Below are 17,270 nucleotides of genomic sequence, written 5' to 3'. Positions count from 1 at the left end.
ATACGGATTTTTAAACGGGCTTTGTATCTTGTTAATTGAACACGCCCTAAACGCTGCGGGAAAAAGATGTCCTGACTTAGAATCTGGCGATTCGTCAGTCAGTCCCCTATTTTCCTTTTGCGTTTTAAACGGGCTTTGTATCTTACTATGGAGTGTAGAGATGAGGATTGGTTGTCATAATGTTTCAGGTAACGCCTGTGTCATGGGGGTGTTAAATGTCACTCCGGATTCTTTTTCGGATGGCGGGAATTATTTGAATGTTGATTCAGCATTAAAGCAAGTTCGGAAAATGCTGGAGGCCGGTGCGGCAGTTATTGATGTCGGCGGCGAGTCTACACGGCCTAAGGCTGATTTTGTATCAGCAGATGAGGAGATGCGCCGTGTTTTGCCGATTATTAAAGCCATCAAAGAAAATTTTGACTGTCTAATCAGTATTGACAGCTATAAAAGCGAGACTGCTCAAGCTGCTTTAGAGGCCGGTGCCGATATTATAAATGATGTCTGGGCCGGTCTTTATGATGGGAATATGCTGACTTTGGCAGCTCAAAAAAATGTTCCTATTATGCTGATGCATAATCAAAAAGAGGAAATATACAGCGATGTGACACAGGATGTCTGCCGCTTTTTATCTGAACGTGCCGAGGCTGCTTTAGCAGCTGGGGTTAGTAAGGAAAATATTTGGCTTGATCCCGGTTTTGGTTTTGCAAAAAATGTTGAGCAGAATCTTGAATTGCTGAAAGGTTTAGATCAAGTTTGTCAGCTCGGTTATCCGGTGTTGTTCGGCGTTTCCCGCAAGCGGTTTGTCGACTACCTTTTAGGCGGCCAAACCAAGCCTTCTGAACGGGACATGGCAACAGCTGGCCTTTCGGCCTGGGCTTTGCAAAAAGGCTGCCGTATGGTTCGGGTGCACAATGTTGAGGCCAACCGTGATATTGTTACGGCTATCAGCCAGCTGTCTCCTTTTAAGGAATAAAGAAGATTGGCAATAATGGATTTTAGCGGCTGTCTGAAGTCAGATAACGGTTTATTTGCTGTTTGATGGATTAAGAGGGCGTCAGCTGTTTAGTTTTGAAGAGGATTATGGATAAAATATACTTGCAGGGCTGCCATTTTTATGGCTATCATGGTGCCCTTACTGAGGAACAAAAGCTGGGACAGATTTTTATTGTTGACTGTACACTGTCTCTTGACTTAGAAAAGGCTTCTCAAACAGACCGTCTGACAGATACTGTTCATTATGGTATGGTGTTTGACTGCCTTAAAAAGCATGTTGAACATGAAAAATACCAGCTTCTGGAAAAATTAGCCGGTGTTATTATTGCTGATATTTTTCGGCAGTTTTTGCCAGTTCAGACGGTTAAACTGACAATACGTAAGAAGAATCCGCCGATTAACGGGCATTACTCAGCTGTCGGGGTTGAATTGGAACGGAGCCGGACATGACAAGTGTTTACTTAAGTTTAGGGAGCAATTTGGGAGAGCGAAAGTCCTATCTCTGCCATGCTCTTGCAGCATTGGATGCTTTACCGCTTACGCAGGTGACTGACTGCTCTTCCTTTTATGAAACAGCTCCTTGGGGGAAAACAGACCAGCCTGACTTTCTCAACCTCTGCTGTAAACTTGAAACGGACTTGCCCCCTCAAGACCTGCTGCTATCTTGCCAAAAGATTGAAGAAGATTTAGGACGTGTACGCCATGAGCACTGGGGTGCACGGACGATTGACATTGATCTGCTGCTTTACGGGGAAGCCGTAATTGCCCAAGACAATCTTCAGATTCCCCATCCTTACATGACAGAAAGGGCCTTTGTGCTGCTGCCTTTGGAAGAGATAGCACCTTATCTGACTTTGGAGGGGGTTCCGCTTAAAACTTATATCAGCGGTTTGGACGTAACTGGGGTGAAAAAAATAAGTGATCAATCATGTGATAAAGGTTAGCATTAGTCTGTAAGACCGTTTTTTGCATGAAAAAAGAATCTTGCAACTTATTTTTAAGCTATATCCAAACAAGGTGTTTTTTGCTATAATGATAATCGGTGATGACCAATTTTATATCACAGCAGAGAAGTACAGAATTGAGAAAAATGTTTGATTTTTTAGAGAATGAATTAAAAGGGATAGATATCCGTGTCAACGAACCTTTAAAAAAGTATACCTATACTGAAGTAGGCGGTCCGGCTGACTTTTTAGCCTTTCCGCGCAACCGCTATGAATTATCCAGAGTGGTTAAATATGCCAATCATCAAGGGATTGACTGGATGGTTTTGGGGAATGCCAGCAATATTATTGTTCGTGATGGCGGTATTCGCGGCTTTGTCATTATGTTTGATAAATTAAATACGACAACAGTTGACGGTTATATCATTGAAGCAGAAGCAGGAGCGAATCTTATTGAAACCACCCGTGTTGCAAAATTTCACAGTTTAACAGGTTTTGAATTTGCCTGTGGTATTCCGGGAAGTGTCGGCGGTGCTGTATTTATGAACGCCGGTGCTTATGGCGGTGAGATTGCCCATATCCTTCTGTCAGCCCAGGTCCTAACTAAAAACGGAGATGTCAGAACGATTGACAATCGGGATATGCGCTTTGGCTATAGGCGTTCAGCCGTTCAGGCCAGCGGTGAGGTTGTTATTTCGGCTAAGTTTGCTTTAAAACCTGGGGACTATAGGCTAATCAGTCAGGAAATGGCCCGTTTAACCCATTTGCGCGAATTAAAACAGCCCTTGGAATACCCTTCCTGCGGTTCGGTTTTTAAACGGCCTTTAGGTTATTTTGCCGGCCAGCTGATCAGTGAAGCCGGTCTTAAAGGTCATAGGATCGGTGGTGTTGAAGTGAGCCGCAAACACGCTGGTTTTATGGTTAATGTTGCTGGGGGAACCGCTCAGGACTATGAAGATTTGATTGCTGATGTCATTGAGAAAGTGGAAGCTCATTCAGGGGTTCGGCTGGAGCCGGAGGTAAGAATTATCGGCGAGAAAAAACAGTGGTAGATTGTCTATGGAGGAACTGTGAGACTTGACTGAACCAATCATTGCTTTTAAGAATGTCACAAAAGTATTTGAAGACAGCGAAACAGTTGTTTTAAAAAATATTAATTTTGAATTGGAAAAGGGGAAGTTTTACACACTGCTTGGAGCTTCAGGAAGCGGTAAGTCAACCATTTTGAATATTATAGCCGGTTTACTGGATGTGACCAGCGGCGATGTTTATCTGGACGGCCGGAGGATTAATGATGTTCCTGTGCATAAGCGTGATGTTCATACTGTTTTTCAAAACTATGCTCTGTTTCCGCATATGACAGTCTTTGAAAATGTTGCCTTCCCCTTGAAGCTAAAAAAATTGAATAAGCAGGAAATCACCCAGCGTGTTCAAGAAGCGCTGCAGCTGGTCCGATTGGAAGGACTGGAAAAACGACGGATTCAAAAACTATCCGGCGGACAAAGGCAGCGCGTTGCCATCGCCCGAGCGATTGTCAACCGTCCTAAAGTTGTCCTTCTGGATGAGCCTCTTTCAGCTTTGGATTTACAGCTTCGGACAGAAATGCAGTATGAGCTTAGGACCCTGCAGCAGCGGCTGGGCATTACTTTTGTTTTTGTGACGCATGATCAGGAAGAGGCACTTGCCATGAGTGACTGGATTTTTGTCATGAATGATGGTGAGATTGTTCAGGCCGGCAGTCCTGTTGATATTTATGATGAGCCTATTAATCATTTCGTGGCGACTTTCATCGGTGAGTCCAATATTTTGCCGGGAACGATGATTGCTGACTATCTGGTTGAGTTTAACGGTAAGCGCTTTGAAGCAGTTGATGGCGGAATGGAGCCTCAGGAGGCAGTCGAAGTGGTTATTCGGCCGGAAGATTTACAGATTACCTTGCCCAAAGCAGGGAAACTTCAGGTCAGAGTCGATACTCAGCTCTTTCGCGGTGTTCATTATGAAATTATTGCCCATGATGAATTGAATAATGAATGGCTGATTCATTCCACCCGTAAGGCTATCGAAGGCGAAGTTATCGGTCTGGATTTTCGTCCGGAAGACATTCATATTATGCGGCTTAATGAAAGCAAGGCAGAATTTGAAGCTCGGATTGAAGAGTATGTTGATTTGGATGAACATGAAGAAGGATTGCTTAATGCCATTGCGAAAGGGGAAAAATGAAAACACGCTTTAATCTTTTTTCTTTGCCCTATTTTCTCTGGCTTTTTCTTTTTGTTTTAGCACCGCTGATTTTACTGATTTATCAGTCTTTTTTTAATGTAGAGGGGCAGTTTACTCTAGCCAATTATCAAACCTTCTTTGGGTCATGGACTTATCTCAGAATGAGCCTGAACTCCATTTTATATGCTGCCCTGATTACCTGCGCAGCCTTGCTTATTTCTTATCCGACAGCCCTGATTTTGAGGAAATTGAAACATAAGCAGCTTTGGCTGATGCTGATTGTGCTGCCGACTTGGATTAATTTGCTGCTCAAAGCTTATGCTTTTATGGGGATTTTTGGCCAGCAGGGAGCGGTCAATGACTTTTTGACCTTTATTGGTATCGGGCCTAAGCAGCTTCTTTTTACAGACTTTTCTTTTTTATTTGTTGCGACCTATATTGAAATTCCTTTTATGATATTGCCGATTTTTAACGCTCTGGACGCTATTGATCAGGATTTGCTGAATGCCAGCAGGGATTTAGGAGCTGATGAGCTGCAGACCTTTCAAAAAGTTATATTGCCGCTGTCCCTCAATGGAGTCAGAAGCGGGATTCAGTCTGTTTTTATTCCCAGCTTAAGTCTATTTATGCTAACCAGACTGATTGGAGGAAATCGTGTTATTACTCTGGGAACGGCTATTGAACAGCATTTTCTGACAACACAAAACTGGGGAATGGGGGCAACTATCGGTCTTGTTTTAATTCTTGCCATGGCTGCTGTCATGTGGCTGACAAGTGAACATAAAACCAAATCCAAGTGAAACAGCTAGATGGTTCCCTTCCCCTTGCTTGACCCGTCCTAGTCGCCTTGGCAGGGGTGCGCCTACGAAATCAAAGATTTCTGGCTTACCGTCAGCCGTAGCCCTCTGAAGGCTTTATCGTCTTATCAGCCGACCGCACCCTTCTAGTCGCCTTGGCAGAGGTGCGCCTACGAAATCAAAGATTTCTGGCTTACCGTCATTTTTGCTTTGCTCTTTTAACGGGCTTTGTATCTTGGTGGAATCGAACACGGGCTAAACGCTGTGAGAAAAAGATAGCCTTCTCTTGAGTCTTTAGTGACTCAGCGGTCAGGCTTCTATTTTCTCTTTGCGTTCTTAACGCCCTTTGTATCTTGTTTTAGAAAGAAAAGTGAAGTGGATGAAGAGAGTTGCGTTTGTTTATTTAGTTTTTGTTTTTCTTCTTCTTTATTTGCCTATTTTTTATTTGATTTTTTATTCTTTTAATCAAGCTGGTCATATGAATGGTTTTACCGGTTTTACTTGGGAGCATTATCGGACATTGCTGGCTGATCAGCGTTTGCTTTTAATTCTGGTACAGACTTTCTTTTTGGCTTTTCTGAGTTCTCTGCTGGCTACAGTTGTTGGAACATTTGGTGCAATGTTTATTTGGGAAAAGCAGCAAAAATATGAGAGTGCGCTTCTGTCTTTCAATAATGTTTTGCTTGTTGCTCCTGATGTGATGATAGGTGCAGCTTTTTTGCTGCTTTTTACTCGTGTTGGTTTTTCGCTTGGCCTGCTTTCGGTTTTATTAAGTCATGTTGCTTTTTCCATTCCTATAGTAGTATTGATGGTGCTCCCTCGTTTAAAGGCTATGGATACTGATATGATTCGGGCGGCTTATGATTTGGGAGCGACTTCTTTGCAGATGCTTAAAGAAGTCATGCTGCCTTATTTGACTCCGAGTATTATAGCTGCTTATTTTATGGCTTTCACCTACTCTTTAGATGATTTTGCCGTCACTTTTTTTGTGACGGGTAACAGTTTCTCAACTCTGTCAGTTGAGATTTATTCACGGGCTCGGCAGGGAATTTCTCTGGAAATTAATGCGCTCTCAGGAGTTGTCTTTCTTTTTAGTATTCTTTTGGTTATCGGCTATTATTTTATCTCGCAGGAAAGAGCAGGTGATAGGGATGCGTAAATTGTATTCTTTTCTCTTTGGTATCTGTGCAATTGTTTTTCTGCTCTGGTCACTCTTAGTCTTAATGCAAAAGCAGTCTGGTTCTGCCGCAGATAGGCTGGTTATTTATAATTGGGGCGATTATATTGATCCGGCTTTACTGACTGCTTTTACTGAAAGAACTGGGATAAAAGTGCAGTATGAAACATTTGATTCAAATGAAGCCATGTATACCAAAATAAAGCAAGGGGGGACAACTTATGATTTGGCAGTTCCCAGTGATTATATTATTGATAAGATGATAGATGAAGAGCTTCTGGTCAAATTGGATAAAGCTAAGCTTAAGGGGCTGGATAATATTGCTCCGGAGTTTTTAGGGAAGAGTTTTGACAAAACTAATGACTACTCCATTCCGTATTTTTGGGGAACTGTGGGCATTGTTTATAATAAAAAGCTTTTGGACAGTTATCCTCAGCATTGGAATGACTTGTGGCGTCAAGAGTATAGAAATCAGATTATGCTTGTGGACGGCGCCCGGGAGGTTCTAGGCTTTAGCTTGAACAGTCTTGGCTACAGTCTGAATACGAAAAGAAGGGCAGAGCTGCAGGAAGCTGAAAAGCATCTGCAGGCTTTGGTGCCGAATATTAAAGCCATTGTTGGCGATGAAATGAAGACTTATATGATCCAGGAAGACAGTGCTATCGGTGTGACTTTTTCGGGAGAAGCTAGCGAAATGCTGGAGGCTAATGCTAATCTTGCCTATATTGTTCCCAGTGAAGGATCCAATTTATGGTTTGATAATTTTGTTATTCCTAAAACTGCTAAGCACTATGATGAAGCCTATGCTTTTATCAATTTTATGCTGGAGCCGGAAAATGCGGCTCAGAATGCCCAGTACATTGGTTATTCGACCCCAAATTCGGCTGCTGAAGCACTTTTGCCGGATGCTGTTAAAAATAATCTGGCTTTTTATCCCGATAAGTCCGTTTTGAATAATCTTGAGGTCTATGATAATCTAGGTTCCGACTGGCTGGGCATTTACAATGATTTCTATCTGCAGGTAAAAATGTACCGAAAATAATAGTGTTCGAAATTAATAGGACTAAGGAAGCAGCAGGCTTCCTGAAATTTGCTTGTCCATTTTTGCAGTATCTTGAAAAAAGTAGGCAGATTTGCTATGATACGTATAATATAAGTCTGAAAGGAACAGGTAAATCTTTGAATGAAAATTGAAAAGGTTTATAATAACAATGTGGTGCAAGTCAAAAGCAGCACAGGCAGAGAAATGATTGTCATGGGAAAGGGCCTCGGTTTTCAGAAAAAAGCAGGACAATCTCTTGATTCTTCTTTGATAGAGAAAAAATTCATTCTGGAAGATAATCAGCAGGCAGATGAGCTGTCCCGTGTATATGTGGACTTGAGCCCTGAGGAAACTGAGAGTGTTCTGGCTATTATTGAGCATGGTCAGGAAATTTTAGGGACAGTCTTTGATACTTCTTTGTATATTGCCTTAGCTGATCATTTGCACTACACACTTCAGCGTCTCTCAGAGAATTTATCTGTCCCTAATCCTTTGTCATGGGAAATTCGCAAGTTTTTTCCCAAGGAATTTCAAGTCGGACGCGATGCCTTGGATATTCTTGCCCAAAAGCTGCAGATAGAGGTTCCGGAAGATGAAGTATCTGCTATCGCCCTGCATTTCATCAATGCTCAAAAAGACTCTAATCTCTTGGCGGAAGGTCAAGAAATTACACGGCTTGTCACCGCTATTTTGGACATTGTCCGTCTGCATTACGGGAAAGTAGCCGATGAAGATGCTGTCAGTTACAATCGCTTTGTGACACATGTTCAGTATTTTGCTCAAAGAGTTGTTAACGGTTTGGTTCAAGGTCAGAACGACGCCTTTCTTTTTCAGCAGGTTAAGCAAAATTATCCTCAAGCATTTTTCTGTTCGGAGAAGATCAAGCATTACGTTGAAACGCGCTACGATTTTCCTATGAGCCGGGATGAGCAGGTCTATCTGACCATTCATCTCCAAAGACTGGATACCATTAATTAGAGAAGAAGCAAAAAAATAAAAAAAGCGCTTGCAAAAATATAAAAATCTGTTATGATAGATTATAAGGATTGTTACTGGTAGGCAGGCAAAACCTAAATAAATATGCAGGATAACATCAAAAGCATAGCTGGACTTTTGCTTTTTGAGGTTGTTTGGTATTTATTTAGGTTTTTCTTATGCCCTTAAGAGCTATCCAATAACTATTTTAGGAGGACCTATAATGGCAAAAGACTATACTGAATTAGCCCAGGATATTGTTGCCCATGTCGGCGGCAAAGACAATATTGCTAAGCTGGTTCACTGTGTGACCCGTCTGCGCTTTTCACTGAAAGATGAAAGCAAAGCAGATGATGATTATCTCAAACAACGAGACGGTATTGTAACTGTGGTCAAAGCAGGTGGACAGTACCAAGTGGTTATCGGCAACCATGTTCCTGATGTTTATGCAGCAGTAACAGAAGTAGCCGGAATTACTGGAGGCGGCGGTATTGATGTTGATGAGGGAGATGTTCCTCAAGGCAATCTTCTTGACCGCTTTATCGCTCTTGTTTCCGGCCTCTTCCAACCGATGCTTGGTGCCCTGTCGGCAGCCGGTATGATTAAAGGCTTAGTAGCCGTTATGGCGGCTGTAGGTGTTCCTGAAACTGATGGCGCCTATGTTATTCTGAATGCAGCCGGGGATGGCTTTTTCCAATTTTTACCGCTTATCTTGGCACTGACTGCAGCTAAGCGTTTTAAAATGGAACAGTTCACTGCTTTAGCTATTGGTTTTGCACTTGTCTATCCCAATATCGCTCTCAGCTTTGCTGGCGAAACGCCGCTGTACACCCTATTTAAAGGGACTTTTATCGAATCACCGATTTACGCGACCTTCTTTGGGCTTCCGATTATCTTTCCGGCATCAAGCTATCTGCAGACTGTACTGCCGATTATTGTAGCTATTTGGATCGGCTCTAAAATCGAAGGCTTCTTCAAAAAAATTATCCCTGATGTTGTCAAAGTCTTTGTCGTTCCTTTCTTTACTATTTTAGTCACAGTACCGCTTTCTTTCCTAGCTATCGGTCCGGTGATGAGCTGGGCGTCTGATCTGGTTGGTGTCATCTTTACAGGAATTTATGGATTCAGTCCCGTTGTCTACGGCCTGGTGCTTGGTGCTATGTGGCAGGTCCTGGTTATGTTTGGTTTGCACTGGGGCTTGGTGCCTTTGGCTATCTTGGAACTGCAAAAAGGACCTGGTGTCATCTTGGTTGCAACAGCTGCTATCTGTTTTGCTCAAGCCGGGTCGCTCCTTAATATTATGTTTAGAACCAAGGAAGATAAGGTTAAACAGCTATCAATTCCTGCTTTCATTTCAGCTCTTTTTGGTGTCACTGAGCCGGCAATTTACGGGATTACCCTGCCAATGCGACTGCCATTCATCATGACATGTATATCCGGTGCACTTACCGGTGCTTATCTGGCCTTTTTTGATGTGCATATGCAGGTTATGGGTGGATTAGGACTGTTTTCCATCCCATCTTTCATTGAGCCTGATAATGCCATGACACTGATTCACTTCTTAATTGCCATTGTCGCTAACTTTGTGCTCGGTTTTATTTTGACACAGTTTGTCAAAATCCCTTATCTGTACGGTGGACCTGCTGCAGAAGCCGGTGCATCTGATGCTAATGAATCAGCCCAAAAAGCGGCTCCTCTTAAAGAAATTAAACAAGAAATCCTCTCCAGCCCGCTGACTGGCCAAGTTGTTGATCTGGCTGATGTTCCGGATGAAGTTTTTGCTTCCGGTGCTATGGGCAAAGGGATTGCCGTTGAGCCGACTATCGGCGAAGTGCTGGCACCAGTTAAAGCTGAAATAACATTAGTCTTTCCTAGTAAGCATGCCCTAGGTATGCGGACTGAAAATGGTGCTGAACTCTTGATTCATGTTGGTATGGACACTGTTTCTCTTGATGGTAAAGGATTTGAATCCTTTGTTGCTGTCGGTGACCAAGTTGAAGCAGGACAAAAACTGCTGTCCTTTGACATTGAAACGATTAAAGCTGCCGGTTTGCCGGTAACTGCACCAGTTATTGTTACAAACAGCGATGCCTTTACTGATATCTTAACAACTCAAGAAAAAGATGTTGTTGCAGGAGATTATCTGCTGACAGCTGTAAAATAAACAGAGATAAAATCACTTGATCGGCCGGTCAAGTGATTTTTAAATCTCTTAGAACAAAGAGGTTGGGACAAATTTTTTCTCACTCTCTGAAATTTATACAAAAGTAAGGAAAAGTGATATTATCCCACGAAAAAACGGTAAGCGTTTGCAAAAACAGTCTTAAAAAGCTATGATAAACTTAACTGGGACAAGAAAAGAGTCAGGTTCTATTATACAGATAAAACGGTTTTAATCCAGCTGAGCTGTCTTTGTAAGCATATTGTGTTTTCTGTAAACAGTCACCGTCTGTTTACACAGAAATAGAGGAAGGAGGGTATAGCAGACAAACAGAAGTAAAAAAAATGAAAGATAAGAAACAGAAGCTTGTCTAAAGGGCAGCACAAGGATCGCTATCAGTTATTGACTGATCGTCTTTTTACAATGCTCTCAGCGGCCTTTGTATCTTGATGAATTGAACACGGCCTAAACGCTGTGTAAAAAAGATAAAATTTCCTTGAGTCTTAACGACTCTTCGTCAATTTTCCTATTTTTACTTTGCGTTCTTAACGGCCTTTGTATCTTATTGGAGGAGAGGATGATGAAGAAAGTATCGGTTATAGTTGCTTTGAGCCTATTTGTTGTTAGTCTTTTTATGGCGGGCAGTCGCGTTTTTGCAAAGGATTTAGATGTGGAAATTAACAAGGTTTCTATTGGAGTTAAGGGCTATGAATTTGGCCCGGCTGTTCCAAGAGTTATTGTTGAATTAGATAGTGAGGTAAGCTCAGTCTCTAAAGATAATGTTAAAGTGACAACTGCGGGTGTCGATAGAAAAATCAAGAGCGTTTATCTGTCCAATAAAAACGGGAAAAAAATTAAAAGCGGAAGCAGTAAATATGTAACGATTCAGATGCCGGTCAGTTTTGATGCGGAAAAAAATGCAGGAGAGGCATCGCCTTTTACCTATAATATGGACATTTTTCAAAATCAATGGTCGAGTGATTATAAGGTGACAATTAAAGGTTTGGAGGTAGGGTCCGACGACCAGACAGCCAGTCTCAGTACAGAAGCTGATGCCATTAACAATCGCATTGCTCCGGAAGCTGCCGTCTTTAAAAACCGGGGAAGCTTCAGCGGAACTTATACTAATCCGATGACTGACAGTCAGGATGAATTGACCTTAAATTATGCAGCCTATGAGCCAAAAGATTTAGCTAAAGGAAAGAAGAATCCGCTGATTATTTGGCTCCATGGCCAAGGTGAAGGAGGAGAAGATCCAGATATTTCGCTTCTAGGCAATGAAGTGGTGGCCTTAGCCAGAGAAGATATCCAAAAACATTTTACCGCCGGTAAACAAACCGGAGCTTATGTTTTAGTAGTTCAGGCTCCGACTTATTGGATGGATGAAGGCGATGGCACTAATGGAGCCGGAGCCGGCGTCTCTCGCTACACAGAAATTCTGATGGATGCGATAAAGGATTATGTGGCAAATAATGCTGATGTGGATACGAACCGGATTTACTTAGCTGGCTGTTCAAACGGTGGTTATATGACACTCAACCTTGCTATCCATAATCCGGATTATTTTGCCGGTTTGGCTCCTTTGGCGACAGCCTATTCCTACTATGAATATGAACGTGAAGCTGATAACAGCTACACAAGAGTACCAAGCGAAGAAAGTCTGTCAGGTACGGAAATGGTGCCTACCGAAGATATTTACTTTGATGATGAAAAAGTATCTGCACTAAAAGATATCCCTATCTGGTTTGTCCACTCAGCTAATGATACAACAGTAGATCCTACTGCCTACTCTCTGCCAATCTATAAAGCTTTGGTTGACAGCGGTGCTGAAAATAAATGGTTCTCTTACTATGAAACCGTTGAAGGGTCAGATATGAAAGATACGGAGTATCTCGGTCACTGGTCTTGGGTTTATTTCTTTAATGACCAAGTAGCCGGCGTTCAAGATGCAGAAGCGGTTAAGAAAGCTGATGAGCTGACAGGCTTTAAAGCTAATAATAAGAATAAAGGCGGTTCTGCTACAGCAGAAAGCGGCGGAAAAGAATACGACAATATCTTTGACTGGCTGAATGCACAAAGCAAGTAATTTTTTAGGAGATGCTATGAAAAAACTCTATTTAGTCCTGCTGGCTGTTTTGCTTGGTTTTTCTTCCCTGACCGCTTGTAACAATAGTGACAGCAAAAAGTCTGGTGCAGATTTTAACCAATCGTTAACACAAACTGTTGCTGCCGGTAAGGTTAAAGGTTCTAGGGATAAAGAAAATAAGGCCATGCAGTGGTTAGGTATCCCCTATGCTCAGGCACCGGTTGGTCAGCTGCGCTGGAAAGAGCCGCAAAAAGCAGAGAGCTGGGAGGGAACATTCAAAGCTGATGAATACGGCAATACGGCTGTTCAACTGTCAGACGGTGAAGTTGTCGGTTCAGAAGACGCGCTGAACTTAGATGTTGTCCGACCGGACAGCAAGGAAGCAGACCTGCCTGTTGTGGTCTACATTCACGGCGGCAACAATCAGACAGGAAGTTCTCAGGAAATCAAGGGCAACAGTTTTGTTAATGATTTAAACGCTGTCTATGTCTCTGTCAACTACCGACTGGGAGCGCTGGGTTTTAATCCTCTGCAAGCCTTGAAAAATGGCAATGATAATGAAAATTCGGGCAATTACAGCCTCTTGGATATCGCTGCTGCTCTAGATTGGGTGGAAGAGAATATTGCTGCCTTTGGCGGTGATAAAAACAATGTCACTCTAGTCGGTTTTTCTGCCGGCGGCCGCGATGTCATGGCCAGTTTGATTTCCCCTATATTTGCTGGAAAATATCAGAAAGCCATTTCTTTCAGCGGCGGTATGACACTGGCTGATGAGGCAGAAAGTCAGGACATATTTGCCGAAGCGCTTGCTCCCCTTGTTGTTGAGGATCAGGTGAAAGAAACCGAAGCTGAAGCTAAATCTTGGCTGCTGACTGCTGACAGCCAAGTAACTGACTATCTTTACGGTTTGTCTGCTGAGCGGCTGGCCGGGCTGATGGGCAATGCCGCGATTCGTATGCGCGTTTTCCCGCATCTCTATAAGGACGGTGAGGTGCTTCCGACGGAAGGATTTGAAACAGACCAATACAATGATGTTCCCTTATTGCTGATTTCAGGCACCAGTGAGTTCTCACTTTTTGCGGCCTATGATGAGCGCTTTGCAGCTGACTTTAGCGATAAATCCCTTTTTGATGATAAGCAAAAGACAGCTGAGTTTAATTATGTTAAAAAGTACGGCGGCCAGCTTTACCGCTTATCTAATACAGTAGAGAGTGCTCGCATACTGGGAGACAGCTATGATTCACCTATTTACATCGGTGAGATTTCATATGGTGATGACCAAGAGATAACACCTGATTTGGCTAAAACGTTTGGTGCCTTTCATGGTATCTTTGAGCCGCTTTTGCAGACTCCGTCCAATTATGAGAGCATCATTGGCAAAGCTTTTGATGGACAAGGAGCCAAAGACTTATCCGCGGATTTCAAAGCATATCTAAAAAACTTTTTGCACTCTGATAATCCAAATGGCAATGACCTGACTAAATGGCCGCAGTGGAGTCAGAAAAATGAGTCGGTTTTATCTCTGTCGGCAGATAAAAAAGGAGCCCTCATCGAAGCGGCTGCAGATACAGAAGATGCTCAGACTATTCTGGATAAAATGGCCAAAGACAGCAGTCTTTCGGACGATGTGAAAGAAGAGCTCAACAGTACTGTCCTTAATGGACGCTGGTTCAGCAGCCTGCTTGACGAGCAGTCAGGAGCCGGCAACTAGCTTAGAATAGCTTTGGTAAAAGAAAGAAAAGACTGGAAAAGAATCATTCTTTTTCAGTCTTTTTGCTGATTTCTTGCTGACCTGATTGGGGTCAGGCTGCCTTTGGCTTTACTGAATTGCTTACGGTATTGGCTGGGAGTGACATGGAAATAATTCTTGAACTGGCGGTTAAAATTGGACAGATTGTTAAAGCCAACGCTGCTGGCTATCTCTAGAATCGGATCAGCTGAGTTAAGCAGCAGATCGCTGGCTTTATTCAGTCTGACCTGAATGATAAATTCCGTACAGGAGGTGCCGGTCTGCTGTTTAAAGACTGTCATAAAATGTGTTTTGCTGTAGCCCATAAAGTCAGCTAGATAGCTGATTGAAAGATTATGCTGATAATTATGGTTAATGAAGTCAATCAGCTCTCGGATACGTTCATTTTTACGGTAAGTATCATCTGTGTTTTTTTTCAGGACATAGTGGTGGTAATAGAGCAGATAAATCAACTCATTGAGCTTGGCCTTGAGAAGAATTTCAAAATGCCGCCCCTCATTGCGGGAAAGGCTGAAAATTTGAAAAAGAGCCTCTTTAATTTCTTCATAACCGGTCATATCGGGCTGAATTCTGGGAACAAATTTGCAGCTGCTGGTCTGCAGAGGCTGCAGATAACGCAGGCTGACCTGGTCGACAACAGAATTGCCAATCATATCTAAATGGAACTGAAACGTTTCGGTGTGATGTGTTTTACTCTCAATCGGATGAATGGAATGCATACCATTGGGTCTGATGAGGATAATATCACCGGGCTGGCTGTTGAAAAAATCATAATCGATATGATATCTGGCTGAGCCTTCATAAACATAATTAATTTCGATTTCCGGGTGCCAATGAAAAAGGACATCAGGACGGCCGTCTTCGACATAGGTATCAAAAAAATTGTAGGGCAGCAAATGTGGTCTGTCCTCCATTTCTTGTTTAAAAGTATCATTTTTCACAATCATTTTGGACAATCCTTTCTATGTTGGCATATTATAGTATAATTATAGCAAAAAAAACGCCATTCGTCCCTGATTCATAGGCACAATCTTCAGCCCTCACAAAGAATTTTTTCTTCGAAGCGGTCATGAAGCTGCTTCTTTTCGTAGCATAGTATTATTTTCTAAAATGATAATGTAAGCATTTTCCTTAAAAACATTTTATACTTAAATGTATAAAACGAAAAAGGAGTATAAAATGACTCAAAGTGTATTTCCAGAAAATTTCCTTTGGGGCGGAGCCACTGCTGCAAACCAGTTTGAAGGAGCTTATAACGTTGACGGCAAAGGGCTGTCTGTCCAGGACGTTACTCCGCAGGGCGGAATGCCGGCAAATATCGGTGATTTGGATCCTCTGATTACTGATGAGCCGACTCCTGATAATTTAAAACTTGAAGGAATCGATTTTTATCATCGTTATAAAGAGGACATTGCTCTTTTTGCCGAAATGGGCTTCAAAGTTTTTAGGCTGTCCATTGCTTGGAGTCGGATTTTCCCTAAAGGTGATGAAAAAGAGCCTAATGAAGCGGGGCTGCAGTTCTATGATAAAGTCTTTGACGAATTAGCTAAATATAATATTGAGCCTCTTGTGACTCTATCCCATTATGAAACACCTCTTCATCTCGCCCGTACATATAACGGCTGGGCCAGCCGCCAGTTAATCGGCTTTTACGAACGCTATGTTCGTACAGTATTTAATCGCTATAAGGATAAAGTGAAATACTGGTTGACATTTAATGAGGTTAACTCCGTTCTCCATGGGCCTTTTATGTCGGGAGGCATTGCAACGCCTTTTGCAGAACTGTCTAAGCAGGATTTGTATCAGGCAGTGCATCATGAGTTGGTGGCTTCTGCTTTGGCGACTAAGATCGGCCATGAGATTAACCCTGATTTTAAAATCGGCTGTATGGTTCTGGCCATGCCTGCTTATGGGTATACAGCAAATCCTCTGGATCAGTTGGCTGCGCGTGAGTTTGAAAATCAAAACTATCTTTTCTCTGATATCCACGCCCGCGGCAAATATCCTAACTACATCAAACGCTATTTTGAGGAAAACAACATCTCCATTGTATTTGCTCCTGGAGATGAAGCTATCCTGAAGAATACAGTCGATTTTATTTCCTTCTCTTATTATATGAGTGTCGCTCAGGCCCACAATCCGGAAGATTATGAAACCGGCCGCGGCAACATTATGGGAGGTATTAAAAACCCCTATTTGGAGTCCTCTGAATGGGGCTGGCAGATTGACCCTGTCGGGCTGCGCTTGGTTCTTAATGATTTCTATGATCGCTATCAGTTGCCGCTCTTTATCGTTGAAAACGGTCTTGGAGCCAAAGATGTCCTAGTTGATGGTCCGGACGGTCCGACCGTCGAAGATGACTACCGCATTGATTATTTGAAAAAGCACTTACAGCAAGTAGGTGAAGCGCTTAAAGATGGCGTTGAACTTTGGGGCTATACGACTTGGGGACCTATTGATTTAGTTTCAGCTTCAACAGCCCAGCTCAGCAAGCGCTATGGCTTTATCTATGTTGACCGCAATGATGACGGCACAGGGAGCTTAGCACGCTATAAGAAAAAATCTTTTGATTGGTATAAAGAAGTCATCGCAACAAACGGGGAATCCTTATATTATTAATTTTGTTACTAAACTCTGCAGAAAATATATAATCTCCTTAGTTTCTGCAGAGTTTTTTATTATGTTATTATTGAGCAGCAGATATATCGAAAGACATTTCCCTTGCTAATAAATCATTAGTATTTTCTAATATTAACCATTCTATTTAGATAAAAATTTAATTTCTCTAATAAACTTGTCAAATACTTTTTAACTAGGTATAATGAAATAGTCTATAAAGGACAGCATCAACTCGGAAATGAAGGCAAGGGGATATCTGGATATCTTATCGTCTGAGATTTATTGATTGCATGCTTGCCAGCCGTAGCCGTCTGAAGGACGATTTAAAAAATAGTCTTTAATGTTTGTTATAGTGTTTTGTGCAAGACACTAGTCGTCTAGTGGCACTTTATCGCTTTTTCAAAGCTTTAAATGGCCTACTGGGCTTTGCGGGGGTGGGACAACGAACTTTGTGGTCTGGGGTTCTGTCCCACTCCCTAGTCGTTCTGGCAGGGGTGCGTCTGCGA

The 17,270-nt window shown here is 42.4% G+C and carries 14 protein-coding genes; 13 read left to right on the top strand and 1 reads right to left on the bottom strand.

Features of this window, described 5'->3' with window-relative positions; all coding sequences use genetic code 11:
- The first annotated feature begins 160 nt into the window (after nucleotides 1–160).
- From folP to AB3329_RS07635, 12 genes are all read left to right on the top strand, one after another.
- Nucleotides 161–973, top strand: a complete 813-nt coding sequence (gene folP, locus AB3329_RS07690; RefSeq protein ID WP_368395287.1) for a dihydropteroate synthase — start codon at nucleotides 161–163, stop codon at nucleotides 971–973.
- A gap of 107 nt (nucleotides 974–1,080) precedes the next feature.
- Nucleotides 1,081–1,443 carry a dihydroneopterin aldolase gene (folB, locus tag AB3329_RS07685; RefSeq protein WP_368395285.1) on the top strand — a complete coding sequence of 121 codons (363 nt, stop codon included), beginning with the start codon at nucleotides 1,081–1,083 and terminating at the stop codon, nucleotides 1,441–1,443.
- A complete protein-coding gene (gene folK, locus AB3329_RS07680; protein ID WP_368395283.1) occupies nucleotides 1,440–1,937 on the top strand; it encodes a 2-amino-4-hydroxy-6-hydroxymethyldihydropteridine diphosphokinase in 498 nt (165 codons plus the stop codon). The genes folB and folK overlap by 4 nt, the downstream gene beginning before the upstream one ends.
- A gap of 146 nt (nucleotides 1,938–2,083) precedes the next feature.
- Entirely contained in the window at nucleotides 2,084–2,989 is a 906-nt protein-coding gene (gene murB, locus AB3329_RS07675; RefSeq protein WP_368395291.1) for a UDP-N-acetylmuramate dehydrogenase, read from the top strand.
- A gap of 25 nt (nucleotides 2,990–3,014) precedes the next feature.
- Complete coding sequence (locus AB3329_RS07670; RefSeq protein ID WP_368395281.1) at nucleotides 3,015–4,157, top strand: ABC transporter ATP-binding protein; 1,143 nt, start codon at nucleotides 3,015–3,017, stop codon at nucleotides 4,155–4,157.
- Complete coding sequence (locus AB3329_RS07665; protein WP_368395279.1) at nucleotides 4,154–4,957, top strand: ABC transporter permease; 804 nt, start codon at nucleotides 4,154–4,156, stop codon at nucleotides 4,955–4,957. The genes AB3329_RS07670 and AB3329_RS07665 overlap by 4 nt, the downstream gene beginning before the upstream one ends.
- A 376-nt stretch (nucleotides 4,958–5,333) precedes the next feature.
- Complete coding sequence (locus tag AB3329_RS07660) at nucleotides 5,334–6,113, top strand: ABC transporter permease (RefSeq protein WP_368395278.1); 780 nt, start codon at nucleotides 5,334–5,336, stop codon at nucleotides 6,111–6,113.
- Nucleotides 6,106–7,173 (top strand): ABC transporter substrate-binding protein, encoded by a 1,068-nt coding sequence (locus AB3329_RS07655; RefSeq protein ID WP_368395276.1) that lies wholly within the window; start codon nucleotides 6,106–6,108, stop codon nucleotides 7,171–7,173. Before AB3329_RS07660 ends, AB3329_RS07655 begins: the two co-directional genes overlap by 8 nt.
- A gap of 141 nt (nucleotides 7,174–7,314) precedes the next feature.
- Complete coding sequence (gene licT / locus AB3329_RS07650) at nucleotides 7,315–8,151, top strand: BglG family transcription antiterminator LicT (protein ID WP_368395274.1); 837 nt, start codon at nucleotides 7,315–7,317, stop codon at nucleotides 8,149–8,151.
- A gap of 220 nt (nucleotides 8,152–8,371) precedes the next feature.
- Nucleotides 8,372–10,312: a beta-glucoside-specific PTS transporter subunit IIABC gene (locus AB3329_RS07645; RefSeq protein ID WP_368395273.1), complete on the top strand. Its 1,941-nt coding sequence runs from the start codon at nucleotides 8,372–8,374 to the stop codon at nucleotides 10,310–10,312.
- A gap of 574 nt (nucleotides 10,313–10,886) precedes the next feature.
- Entirely contained in the window at nucleotides 10,887–12,395 is a 1,509-nt protein-coding gene (locus AB3329_RS07640) for a prolyl oligopeptidase family serine peptidase (protein ID WP_438272900.1), read from the top strand.
- 16 nt (nucleotides 12,396–12,411) lie between these two features.
- The gene (locus tag AB3329_RS07635; protein WP_368395271.1) at nucleotides 12,412–14,106 is read left to right on the top strand and encodes a carboxylesterase family protein; all 1,695 of its coding nucleotides are present in this window, start codon (nucleotides 12,412–12,414) and stop codon (nucleotides 14,104–14,106) included.
- A 53-nt stretch (nucleotides 14,107–14,159) separates the two neighbouring features.
- On the opposite strand, the gene AB3329_RS07630 is transcribed toward AB3329_RS07635, so the two are convergent.
- Complete coding sequence (locus AB3329_RS07630; RefSeq protein WP_368395269.1) at nucleotides 14,160–15,092, bottom strand: AraC family transcriptional regulator; 933 nt, start codon at nucleotides 15,090–15,092, stop codon at nucleotides 14,160–14,162.
- A gap of 232 nt (nucleotides 15,093–15,324) precedes the next feature.
- On the opposite strand from AB3329_RS07630, the gene AB3329_RS07625 reads away from it, so the two are divergent.
- Nucleotides 15,325–16,764, top strand: a complete 1,440-nt coding sequence (locus AB3329_RS07625; protein WP_368395268.1) for a glycoside hydrolase family 1 protein — start codon at nucleotides 15,325–15,327, stop codon at nucleotides 16,762–16,764.
- The last annotated feature ends 506 nt before the right edge of the window (nucleotides 16,765–17,270 follow it).

It is taken from the genome of Streptococcus huangxiaojuni (assembly GCF_040930515.1).
GTDB lineage: Bacteria > Bacillota > Bacilli > Lactobacillales > Streptococcaceae > Streptococcus > Streptococcus huangxiaojuni.
This window is presented reverse-complemented; position numbering and strand designations above follow the sequence as displayed.